Source organism: Chitinophaga silvatica (assembly GCF_003419895.1).
Taxonomy (GTDB): domain Bacteria; phylum Bacteroidota; class Bacteroidia; order Chitinophagales; family Chitinophagaceae; genus Chitinophaga; species Chitinophaga silvatica.
Genome location: NZ_QPMM01000001.1, coordinates 156,656 through 169,168 on the forward strand (window position 1 = coordinate 156,656; position 12,513 = coordinate 169,168).

9 protein-coding genes are annotated in these 12,513 nt (G+C 38.5%); 2 read left to right on the plus strand and 7 right to left on the minus strand.

The features are described 5' to 3' along the window. Positions 1–83: 83 nt before the first annotated feature. From bioA to DVR12_RS00600, 4 genes are all read right to left on the minus strand, one after another. Complete coding sequence (gene bioA, locus DVR12_RS00585) at positions 84–1,364, minus strand: adenosylmethionine--8-amino-7-oxononanoate transaminase (RefSeq protein WP_116973515.1); 1,281 nt, start codon at positions 1,362–1,364, stop codon at positions 84–86. 42 nt (positions 1,365–1,406) lie between these two features. Beyond that, positions 1,407–3,884, minus strand: a complete 2,478-nt coding sequence (locus tag DVR12_RS00590; protein WP_116973516.1) for a hybrid sensor histidine kinase/response regulator — start codon at positions 3,882–3,884, stop codon at positions 1,407–1,409. 301 nt (positions 3,885–4,185) lie between these two features. Continuing rightward, entirely contained in the window at positions 4,186–4,647 is a 462-nt protein-coding gene (locus DVR12_RS00595) for an ester cyclase (RefSeq protein ID WP_116973517.1), read from the minus strand. A 330-nt stretch (positions 4,648–4,977) separates the two neighbouring features. Next, positions 4,978–5,433, minus strand: coding sequence for a nuclear transport factor 2 family protein (locus tag DVR12_RS00600; RefSeq protein WP_199417006.1), 456 nt, complete (start codon positions 5,431–5,433; stop codon positions 4,978–4,980). A gap of 212 nt (positions 5,434–5,645) precedes the next feature. On the opposite strand from DVR12_RS00600, the gene DVR12_RS00605 reads away from it, so the two are divergent. Both DVR12_RS00605 and DVR12_RS00610 read left to right on the plus strand, forming a co-directional pair. After that, the gene (locus tag DVR12_RS00605) at positions 5,646–6,395 is read left to right on the plus strand and encodes a M17 family peptidase N-terminal domain-containing protein (protein WP_199417007.1); all 750 of its coding nucleotides are present in this window, start codon (positions 5,646–5,648) and stop codon (positions 6,393–6,395) included. Between the two features lie 90 nt (positions 6,396–6,485). Beyond that, complete coding sequence (locus DVR12_RS00610; RefSeq protein WP_199417008.1) at positions 6,486–7,037, plus strand: hypothetical protein; 552 nt, start codon at positions 6,486–6,488, stop codon at positions 7,035–7,037. Positions 7,038–7,209: 172 nt separating this feature from the next. On the opposite strand, the gene DVR12_RS00615 is transcribed toward DVR12_RS00610, so the two are convergent. Genes DVR12_RS00615 through DVR12_RS00625 form a run of 3 tightly spaced genes read right to left on the minus strand, consistent with a single transcriptional unit; the run spans position 7,210 to position 12,496 of the window. Beyond that, positions 7,210–9,159 (minus strand): LTA synthase family protein, encoded by a 1,950-nt coding sequence (locus DVR12_RS00615; RefSeq protein ID WP_116973518.1) that lies wholly within the window; start codon positions 9,157–9,159, stop codon positions 7,210–7,212. Between the two features lie 32 nt (positions 9,160–9,191). Then, a complete protein-coding gene (locus tag DVR12_RS00620; protein ID WP_116973519.1) occupies positions 9,192–11,171 on the minus strand; it encodes a TonB-dependent receptor plug domain-containing protein in 1,980 nt (659 codons plus the stop codon). A gap of 56 nt (positions 11,172–11,227) precedes the next feature. Further along, positions 11,228–12,496: a sensor histidine kinase gene (locus DVR12_RS00625; protein WP_116973520.1), complete on the minus strand. Its 1,269-nt coding sequence runs from the start codon at positions 12,494–12,496 to the stop codon at positions 11,228–11,230. Between the last annotated feature and the right edge of the window lie 17 nt (positions 12,497–12,513).

The window sequence follows — 12,513 nt, forward strand, 5'->3', positions numbered from 1 at the left end:
GCCAGGGCGCAAAGATTAATATTAAGAAACCAGGTCTATATTGGAATAATAGCTCTCAACTTCATCAGGTGCAATAATCAGGATTACGACACCAGTGTTAAGAACTCCTTGATCCCACCATAAATAGTAGCCAGCTGTTCGTTGGTAATGCAGTACGGAGGTAAAATATATAGTGTATTGCCTAACGGTCGGAGCATAATCCGTTTTTTCCTGAAAAAGGTATGTACCTGATCGGCCAACGAATTCGTATACCCATCTGCATTAGCGGTCACAATTTCAAAAGCAACGATAGTTCCCAATATTCTTGGTTTTTTTACTATTGGGAAATTCCGCAACTCTTCAATGAAGTTACTGTGCAGCGTATGAATACGTTTGCGGTTCTCTTCACATGCCGGGTCCAGAAACAGGTCGAGACTAGCCAGGGCTGCTGTACACGCAATTGGATTTGCAGTAAATGAATGCCCATGAAACAATGTCTTAAGCTTATCGTTGGAAAGAAAAGCATTGTAGATCTCATTCGTGGTAGTAGTAACACCCAAAGCCATAGTACCACCTGTAAGGCCTTTCGATAAACAGATCATATCTGGCGGAACTCCGATACTTTCCATTGCGAAATTGGTACCGGTTCTTCCAAAACCTGTCATTACCTCATCGGCAATCAGCAGAATTTCACGGGAAGTACACCACTTAAGTAACTGTGCAAACGTTTGGGCATCATACATAATCATCCCCCCGGAACCTTGCAGCAAGGGTTCGAAAATGAAGGCTGCAATACTTTCAGCCCCGATATCTTCTATTGATTGGATAAGAGAGGGTAAATTATCTGCGGTAGGTACATCCAAAAAGTGAACATCAAACAATAAATCATCAAAAACACGGGTAAAAACACTTCTGCCACTAACACTCATCGCTCCGAAGGTATCGCCATGATAGGCATTTTTAAAAGCCAGAATATTACGTTTAGCCTGCCCTTTATTATCCCAGTATTGCAGCGCCATTTTGAGGGCCACTTCCACTGCCGTAGATCCATTGTCTGAATAAAATACCTTACCCTGTTTACCTCCGATTAATTTTAAGAGTCGTTCTGCCAGAGAAACAGCAGGAGGGTGGGTATAACCTGCAAAAATGCAATGTTCCAGTTGCATAGCCTGCGCGGCTATCTGCTGAGCAATATAGGGATGTGCATGACCATGAATATTAACCCACCAGCTGGATGTTGCATCAATATATTCCTGATCCTGTTCGTCAAATAATAGTGCTCCTGCTCCTCTCACAATACCTATGGGTGCCGGTGCAGTCTGCATCTGTGTGTAAGGATGCCAAATTACTTCCAGGTCGCGCTTTGACAAATCATTGTTGTGCATTCTCGTTGGCATTTAGTGAATGCGCAATATACAGCAATTGTGTTATTCGACATTGCATTGTAACATGCGTAATAAATCTTCCGGGGCATATGGCTTTGGCAACATATTTTTTACGCCAAGCCCATTGAGTCGTTTCCTGACATCTGGCATGATATCGGCCGTTAATACAATAATAAAAGCAGTTGGTTGCCATTCCTTAATATGCGGAATGGTTTCATATCCGTTCATTTCAGGCATATGAAGGTCCAGAATAATGCCATCATACAGGTCTTCCTTCATTTTTTGCAAAGCTACTTTTCCATTGCAGGCAGAACTAATGATAGCTCCGGTAGCTTGTAACTGTAGCTCAAGAATGCGAATATTTATCGGATTGTCTTCAATGATCAGAATTTTTTTGTCCTGTAAACAGCCATTGTCGGATTGTTCATCATTTGAATGAATGATGCTGTTTTTCTTTGGAATTAAGAAACTAATATCAAATCTGAAAGTGGTGCCTTCATCTTTCTTACTTTCCAGTATAATATTGCTATTGTAAAGGTTGATCAGCTTTTTAGTGATGGCCAAACCAAGTCCTGTACCTCCGTGCAGCCTTGAGATGGCAGAATTTTCCTGTACAAAGGAATCAAATATCTTTTCCTGCATATCTTCAGAGATACCAATACCTGTATCTTTTACTTCAAAACTTAAAGCACAGTAATCGGGGTTAGTACAGGCTTCCTGTTGTACTTCAATGGAAACGTACCCTTTTTGTGTAAACTTAATTGCATTATTCAGCAAATTATTGATGATCTGTCCAAGGCGTACAGGATCACCGATTATATTTTCAGGTATTGTATCATCAAAAGAAGTATAAAGTTTAATTCCTTTAGATTTTGCCAACGGTTGATGATTACGTGTAATACCTTGCAACAGGGCTGTTGGATTGAAGGGAATATGTTCGAGTTCTATTTTACCAGCTTCCATTTTCGTAAAGTCAAGAATGTCATTAATTAAACCTAGCAGATGACGGGCACTGAATTGTAAGGTTTGAATTATTTCGCCCTGGGCATCGGAGGTGCCACCATTCAGAATGCCTGCAATACCAATGATGGCATTTAATGGAGTTCTGATCTCATGGCTCATTACAGAAAGAAACTCACTTCTGGATTGAGCAGCTTTTTGAGCATTATCTCTGGCGTTTACCAATTGGAGTTCAGCATCTTTCTTATCGGTAATATCCATTATGATTCCTCTGAAATGGGTAGCCATTCCTCGCTGATTGAGAATAGGTACTCCAATTGTACGTACCCAGGTTTGTTTTCCTTTTGCAGAAATATGTCTGAGTTCCAGATCGTAAGGCTCGTAATTGTAGAAGAGGTTCTCTCGTGCTGCTTCATAGACCGGACGATCTTCCGGGTGATAGAACCCAATTGCACTTTGAAGAGAGATAGAATAGTTCTGAGGTATTTCCCTCATTTTATAAATCTCTGCCGTCCAGAATAATTGCCCGGTGTTTACATTGAATTCCCATCCTCCCATTTTAGACATCTGCTGACAGATACTAAGTAGTTGATTACTTCTTTTAAGTTCGGTTTGGGTATGCTCATAATTTAGCTTTTGGCTTTCCTGAGTGGTAACATCCCGTATTAGCAAGAGCAGACGTTTGGAACTTGATTCGGTGTTTTCAAAAAGGCTCATTTTTATTCTGTACCACTTTTCAACTTCCTGACGGATATCCTTATATACATATTCCTGTCTGACTCCTGTTTTGAGTACCTCATCTGCCATCTGATCAAAGTAACTGGCATGTTCACCAAGGGTTTCATTTATTGTTTTTCCAATGAATTCTTCCCGTGGTTTGAATAACAAATGATCCTGCCGGCACCATACATGGGTGAAAATCTTTTGATCATTGATTTCCATTACAATATCGTCAAGTGTCAGCATCAATGAATTCCAATCTTCCTGCCATTTGGTATTCTGACTGATCAGTTGCGTTTGTTTTGATTGCTGGATTTGTTGAAAGTGTAATCTTCCGAGGAGCTTAAGTAATGGCTGAAGTAAATCGATAGTTCCCTGATTGTAGCCAGATATTCTGCCTGCCAGCCCAACTACTATCAAAACTTCATTTTGAAACAGAACTGGTATTCCTATATATGGGTATAAGGAGCTATCAATGCGCTCAATAACTTCACTTATTTGTGGTTGTTTGGTTTGAAGGGCAGTTTCCAGACAGGCATAAAATTCCTTATCGTTTTCTACTGAAATGTTGATATGCGATTGACGGGAGATTCTGTTATGATAATTGTTTACAGTGCCAATAAATCCATATCTGCTTTTGGTGAGCTTCATCAGGTTATTCAAAAGCTCATCAAAGCTATCTCGGTTGTTATCTTCCCAAAAATCTTCTGCCTGTATCAGATTAATGATACGTAATAATTCCTGTTGTTGCCATATTTGTTCCTGTGATTGGAGATTAATCTCTAACTCCTCTGTAAAAGTGCCACTTTTAGAGGAACTGGTTAAACGGGATGCCAGCATACTGATAATGGTTTTACTGGTTCGTAAATAAATAGCTGTTATAACTGTCTACAGGCAGACAGTAATTTTTTGATCTTTGTTATGTCTTGGCTAAAGAGGCAGGTTACGCAGGACGGGGGAATAAATTTAGGGATTTCTTGTAAAGCAAAAAATTTTTTTTGTGGGGCTGGCAATTTAATTATTCAATTACCATTGGTAACCGAATAATTACAGTCAAAAATAAAAACGGTTGCAGTTATTTTAAATGAGAAGTAGAATAAAAGGCCGGAATTTTTCCGACCTTTTATTAGTTGAGTTTTTCCTAGGCAGTTTTAATTAAGCCTAATTGAGTTAACGCTGTAACACCATCATCGAGGCCTATTTCTTCAACAATTTTACCATCCACAACTTTCAGTACAGTTGTTCCGGTAAAGTGCATTTTTCTTCCGGTTGATTCAGGAAGAGAACCTGCAAGGAAATCGCTAAAAGCAATGCCAGTGTGTGTACCGCCACCTTCCCATTGACCAACAACATAATCACCTTCGGCAATCAGGTCTGCTGTTCCCCAAAAATTTAGATTAGGAAATGCTGCACGGAAATCTGTCATGAATGCTTTGATATCGTCACGACCATTACGAGGCTCATGCAGTGAATATTTCAGGAGCATATCAGGTGCAGCAATTTCGTCTACAATTGAAAGGTCAACTGTTTCTCCCCAGAAGTGTGTAAACCAACGTACAACTACTTCTTTGTTCAGTTCTTCTTTTGTTTTTTGATTTTCCATTTTTTAAAATTTTAAACTTGTTTGATAATTCGAAATTAGCTAACCCCTATTTCATATGAAATCCGATTCTTGCGGTTTTGAATTAACTTATTTAAAAAAAATTATAGCAAGTTTCGGGTTGGTTATTTTTAAGTGGAGTTATTGTTTGATATAATGGAAAATAAAAAGGAAGAATTTGTTAGTAAAACGAAATGCTTGTGGACTTTGAATTGTGAGCTTAATGACTATACGTACTGTGGTTAGAAAGATTGATAGATTTATAAAATCCTGTAATTCTTTTTTTAGTTATTTAATTAATGAGAGTGTGTGCAAAATAACAACCATTTTATCTTAATCATTGGATGTGGCTAGTATAACGGCCAATGAATCCATGTAATCTTTCCAGTAGATTATCTTACGGTCTTTAATAGTTATGATGGAACAAAAACGGTTGTCGTAATTTTTGCCGGTAAATGGTACCAGACCGTGAACCTGGTATTCGAGTATGATGGTTTTTTCAGGATTTGCAGCTTTATAAATCTGTAAATGATCTGCCGAATGAAGCACATTACTATATCCACCAAACCAGTCCATATACGCCTTACGGCCTTCAATTTTATTGGTGAAGCCAGGAATGTTGTACATAAACTCAAATACTGCATTTTCTGCTACAGCATCCCAAAAATGTTCACCATCTACTTCTCCTTTTAAACCTTCCATTATTATATTGTAAAACGGTTCTGCATTTTTATTAAAAGCAGGATGATTTCTGTTAATTCCTTGTTGGGTATTCTTATTATTTTCCATATTGAAACATTTTCATAGTGATTGAAATTTATTAAGATGTGATATAACAACAAAAATACTTCATTTAGAAAAGTGACTACTTTAATTATTAATTGTATTCAAATAATAATTAAATTTATAATAGCTCAGATACCCCTTTTATGTGGAGTATTGACAGTTCGTTTTTGTATGATATGAGGATGAAAATATTATAAGCTATAATAGACTTTTATATGCATCACAAACCACATCTTCAGCAGATATTTGCTTCGCTTCTTTCTATGTTTTTATTATTGAGTATAAACTCCAGTATCAATGCTCAGCAAACCACAAAAGACAACACATCAAAATCTACACCTGAAGGTACAGCTCAATTGTGGGGAGTAATAGACGGACTATCTATTGAAGGATTGGTAGAAGGCCCCGCCACGGCAACAGTTCCCCTGCAAATAGCTTGTGTATTTGAATATACAGAAGGAGATATTTTTAATCCACCGGCATTACCAGCTGCAATAAACGGAATGGTGCATTTGGATAAAGCGCTAAACGGACAAATTACTGAACTACGGAAAAGTGGAAAATTTGCAGGACATTTTCTGGAAACTTTATTAATAGAACCACCGAAAGGAGCAATAAAAGCCCGACAGCTATTATTGATTGGATTGGGCGACAGAAATAAATTCAACGCTGATCTGATGATTTCGGTAGGGAGAGTCGCTTTCCGTGAAGCAGCCAGGCTTTCCGTGAAAAGTTTTGCTATCGCCAGCGATCTTAAAGATGCGGGCATTGATTCTCCAACAGCTCTGGTAGCGGCCAACATTACGAAGGGTATTATTGATGCACTACACACACAGCTTTACCTAAAAGATAAAAAACTGTACTCCGGAAGCCCTGTTGTTAAAGCAGTTCTTCTTGCGGGTCCGTCATTTTTTATTACTGCGGGAGTAGGCATTAAAGCAGCTATTGATTCATTTAAAAACTAACTGTAGATTTTAGTGATTAGATTAATATTCAAATGCTGATGGCTTTTGTTTAAAATTAGTAGGATTATATTAATTATTAATTTCAGTTTTATGGAAAAAGATGGAGCCACGGTAGTCATTTCACATCATATCAATGAAGGCAAACACCAGGAGTATGAAAATTGGTTGAATGAGATAGGTCCAACCGCCAGAAATTCGGTAGGGTATATCGACTGGCAAATCATTCGTCCGATTCCTGGTTTAAGCTATCTGTATACTGTCATCATACGATTTGATACAATAGATAATCTGAAACGCTGGATGAATTCGGCTGAGAGAAAACGCCTGATCGAGAAAGTTCGCCCTATCTTGAAAAAGGATGATAACTACTACATTAAAACCGGTCTGGATTTTTTGTTTAGCCCTGAAAATGATAAGGTAAAGGTTCCTGCACGTTGGAAGCAATTTCTTGCAACCTGGTCGGCAATCTATCCTTTGTCTACCATTGTACCTTTAATTGTAATACCGTTATTGAGAACTCTAAAAATACCTGCAATAAGATTTATTGATTCATTATTCATTTCCTGTGTTATCGTAGCACTAATGGTATACCTTGTTATGCCATACTATACCAGATGGATTAAAAAATGGCTCTATAAGTAGCTTCTTTCCAGGAATCAGGTAATAAAAAAAAGCGAATATCGTTAAGAATCATTTTTAGTTTCTTCTCATAAATCAAACTAAATATTGGTTCTTAAGAATATTCGCTTTTCCTTAAAAATCTTTAAAAAAATCCTTTGCGCCCTAATATTAATCTTTGCGCCTTTGCGAGAAACTATTGTTTCATGCCATCGTTCTTGTAGAGCGTATAGGCAGTTTGATAATTTGCAACACTGATTTTTAACAGAGAGCTATCCATTGGGGCAGGATGTTGTTCATTCTTCTGCGCATCCCAGGTATAACATTCTGCTTTTTGTTGTGGACTAAGGATAATAAATTTACCAGGAACCAGGTAACCTAATTTTTGATAGGTGCTTACCATTGCCCTTGGCTGATAATCGGCTGCCAGAACATTTTTACCAAATAACTTACTATCATAGCTCCAATGCAGCAGGTTTAGTAAGGTAGGATATAAATCTATCTGCGAGCACATCTTATCTACTTCCTGTGGTGCAGTGGAAGGCAAGTTGTATATCATACAAGGAATATGATATTTGCTGATTTCAATTTCATTTTTTCCTGCGCTACTGGCACAGTGATCAGCAACAAAAATAATGACTGTATTCTTAAACCAGGGTTTGGTTGCAGCCTTCTTTATGAATTCTCCAATAGCATAATCTGTATATTTTACAGCCCCTTCACGGCTACTACCGGAAGGAATATCAATTTTCTTTTCCGGATAAGTAAACGGACGGTGATTGGAGGTAGTCATCACAAAATCATAAAATGGTTTTCCATCAGCATATTTCTGATCGGCACTTTTTATGACTGCTTCATAGATATCTTCATCACAGATTCCCCAGGCATTTTCGAACTGTACCGCTTCGTCAGGAATATTTTTTCTTACAGTGGTTATGTGATCATCTACCAGGTTATGCCTTAAACGATCCATAATATCATAACCATTGTTGCCAAAATACTTATTCATATTATCGAAATAGCCATCGCCTCCATAGAAGAAAGTTGGCTCATAGCCAGCTCTTTTGAAAATATATCCGACTGTAAAAAGTGATTCATTTTTCTTTCTGCGAACAATACTTTGCCCTGGTGTAGGAGGTACTGCCAGGCTTAATGCCTCCATGCCCCTTACGGTGCGGGTGCCGGTAGCATACATATTGGTGAAGAAAACACTTTGTTTGGCTATACTGTCTAAAACCGGAGTAATGCGCTGGGTATTTCCGAAACGCTCCATAAAATCGGCACTGAAACTCTCAATTGTAACCATGATTACATTAGGAGCAATACGTGTAGCCGTGTCAGTTATTTGTCGGAGAAGACTGTTGTTATTTTGAGAAAAGGTACTATTAGCTTCGGTCAACTCACTACGCATCAGGCTAAAGGCAGCCTGCTCATTTTCCTGTAAATAGTATTTATCGTATGCCAGTTCATTATTCAGATATGCAGAAACAAAAGAGTAAACACCTGCTTTTGAAAGCTCCTGTGCATATCTGTTACTGCTTTTTTCGGCCCACATATTATTGATATAGAAAATATGCAGTACTGCAATGCCCAGCAAACAAACGGTTATCAATAACCTTGTACCGAAAGGAGTTTTGGATTGAAAGCTACTTCTGAAAAAGCCCAGGCGATTTAATCCCCAAACAAGTAAAGCTGTTACTATTATTACTCCGCCTATTAAGAGAGGTAGGGGATATGACTGGTTGATATTGGAAATTACCTCATAGGTATAAATCAAATAATCTACAGCTATAAAATCGAACCTGGCTGAGTATTCGCCCCAAAAGGTAAATTCCGCAAAGAACGAAAATACAAGAATCATGGTAGCCAGAAATACGGCAGTGTAAGTAAATACCTTGTTAAATACGGAATTGTTTAATCTTGCCGGTAGTATCAGGAGGTAAATAGAGTAGCCCAGTGTGAAAAACAGTGCTACTCCAATATCGTACACCAACCCTTTTAAATAGATTCCCGGAATATCTGAAATTGTTAATCCCGATTGTGGGTATGCCCATATCAACAGCGTAGTTCTAACGAGGAACGACAGAATCAGGAGCAAGGCACCGAACCCAAACAAAAGGGCATACCGGTTTTTTTTGGTTATCATCTAAATAAGTAAATTAGGTTGGCGAAGTTACGCTATAAATTAAACTTCACCGACAGATTAATAGTTCGTCCGTCAATTGGCCCCCAAAGTGGTACAAATTGAGGATTGGTAACAGTACCGGTATAAAGTGGGGTATGCTTACCCTGTCTTGCGTCAAACAGATTTTCCCCATTTAATACTACTGTTACATGCTCTCCGAATTTCCTGGAAATCATAGCTGCCCAAAACCAATAGGATGGAGTATGCTGGTTCTGATAATCATATTGATTTCCTACCCAGCTATTTTCTATCCCAAATCTCCATTTTTCTCCTATTTCATATGCTAATGTACCGGCAAACTTGTCCTGTGGTGCAAATGGAATATTGGTTTTGGCTTTATCCTGATAACGCGAAACAGTATGATTATAACCCAGATATAGCTCAATATGTTCATATCCTAATCGAATATAGGTATCGGTTCCAATACTATTCATTGCATATGGCATGTTGGAAAGCATAACTTTCTCAATATCAGTTGCTGATGGTACAGGCAATATTGGGTCTTTAATATGCGTATAGTATAATGCCTGGTTAAGGGTTACGGATACTTTGCCAAGAGAGGTACTATAGTTACCATCGAAATTGATGCCTGCACTTCTTTCTGATTTTACATCGGCACTTAGCGGAAGCAAATTTCTATAGCCGATAGTTTGAGTTTGTGTAGTGAAGATTGCGGGAGTTTTATAACCGGTACCACCGCTCAGGCGTAAAGAAAGATCATCGATCGGTTTATACATCAATGCCAGACGAGGTAATACATACCAGCCAAATACATTGTGGTAATCGGCTCTCAGTCCACCTTCTACCATTAATTGTGAATTGATGTGAAACCCATCCTGAACAAAAGCTCCAGTGGTATTATAGGTATAATTGTTCAGCATGGTACTGTCGCCGGTTGCACGACGGTATACTTCTCCTGTATTATTTAATCCTACCACCCAATCGTGGTTCCCGCTTTTTTTATTGTAACTGGCTTCTGCATAGGTGTTTTTCTGATTTCCTACCAATGCAAAGGTGCCCTGATCATTCTGTAAGTGAAAGAAGCTACCATTTCCTTTCAGGGTAAGGGTTCCATTTGCCAATTGTTTCCTGATAAACTGAAGTTCAATACTATGGCGTTCACTATTATTAACTTCTGTGTATTGATGTGTTTTATCGGAATGTCCGTCCAGTACTTCCATATCGCCCCCGGCTCTTTTTTCAATAGTACCTGAATAGCCGGCAATTAAAGTGGTTAATGGATTAAGATACCAGAAGAAGCGTGGATGGAGGAGGTATTGTCTAAGTATGGGTACATCACTAAAGCCGTCTTTATTAACATCAACAGGATTTTGGGTGGTCACTCCTGCAAAGAGTGTTAGTCCTGTTTTCCCATATTTCTGTGAATAAAAGGTATTGAAATTGGTTTCTTTTAAGGAACTTCTGTTTACTAAAATATCCAGGGCAGGCTTGTTACCAGGAGTTTTAGCAACAAAGTTTATTATTCCGGCTATCGCTCCTCCGCCATATAAGGTAGAAACAGAGCCTTTAATGATTTCAATTTGTTTAAGGTCGAGTGGGGGAATTGATAACACTCCAAAATTGCCGCTTAATCCTTCGTAAACAGCCATGCCATCTCTTAATAACTGCGTGTATTTTCCGTCTAGCCCCTGCATGCGAATGGCATTATTTCCATTTACTGCACTGGTGTTTTGTATATGGATGACCGATAGATCGCCCAGGAGGCTTATTACATTACCGGGCTTAATACCACTTTCTTCCTGCAACTCTTCAGTTCCCAATACTTCTACTTTCATAGGCAGGTCTTCTATCCGGCTATTATTACGTGTAGCAGAAACTACTACTTCGTGTAGTTCTTCGGTTTTTTGGGTGGTATCAGCTTTGATGGTGGTTGAATCTTTGACTGTTGGCTTGTTTTGACCGAATGCGATCCCTACGTTTGCCAGGCATACTAATATAAAAATACCTTTCATTTTGCATGAGTTGTTTTCAGATGCAAAGGAAAGCCCGGAATCTGGAGCAAATCTGTTTATACGGCAACGACTACCCGAAAATGATGTTTACCATCTTCGTACTTATAGTCAAGTTGTAAGTGGTAGGCATCTGCCATTTTTTTTACGATGGCGAGGCCTAAACCATTTGAGTTGGAGTAGGTATGTTGTTGCTTTTTAAAGCGTTGGAATAATTGATCTGAAGGGATTGCACCTAATTGACTTGTATTAACAATCTGCAGGGTCGTTGAAGTAAGTGTAATCTCAATTGTACCTTCTGGGTAATTATATTTAATAGCATTCCCCAGCAGGTTACTGATCAGAAGGTCGGCCAGTGCCGGATGCAGAGGCCAATGACTTTCGGGATCGAGCCAACTGTTAATCTGTAGCTCTTTTTCCTTGATGAGTTCTTCAAAGAGTAACAGGTATTTTTCAATAACTGGTTTTAGGGCCAGATGCTGTGCTACCGGATATTGCCTGTTTTCAATTTTAGCGAGGAGCAGCAGATTATGATTAAGTCTCGATAATCGCTGAAGCTCATCATAACTCAATAAGATGCTGTTTTGTTGTTCGGCGGTTAATGACTCGTCTTGCAACAAAAGTTCCAGCTTTCCTTGTGCAATTGCAAGAGGTGTTTGCATTTCATGTGCAGCATCTTCCGTCAGTTCTTTCATATTCAGATAATCCTGATGAATTCTGGAGGTCATACTGCTTAATGTGGCATTAAGTTGATTGAATTCATAGGTATTTGTTTGTTCAAAATTGACTTTTGTTAGTTTATTAAGTTGAAGTTGCTGGATGTTGGTTAAAGATTTATAGAAAGGTTTCCAGATTCTTTTGCTGATAAACCAATTGGAAATCAATACAAAAATTAATAGCCCACCAAATGCGAACAGCATTACATGAATAATATTATCCACCAGGTCGGCTTTTTCGATCTTTGATTTCCGTAAGACCAGTTCGTAATTTTGATTATTAATTCTGATTACCTGTGTCAGTTGTCTGAAAGGTGCATAATCATCTTCCGGCTCCTGATATATTTTGACATTTTTAAATTTAGGTTTCGATTGAACGGGGGCTGAGGTAGGGTGGATGTTGAATTCTGGTGTACTGATGCTGAATACAGGGTTATTTACGTAGGTAGTATCCAGGTAGCGAACCCATTGCATCTGATCGTTTAGCAGCTCTTCATCTGTTTCGTGGGCTATTTCCTTATTGAAACGATTATATAAATAGAATGCTCCTGCTCCAAAAACCGGAAGCATGATGAGTAGAAAGTATAAGGTTGTTTTTGTGAGTAGTTTCATCCCGATCAATAGAAAAG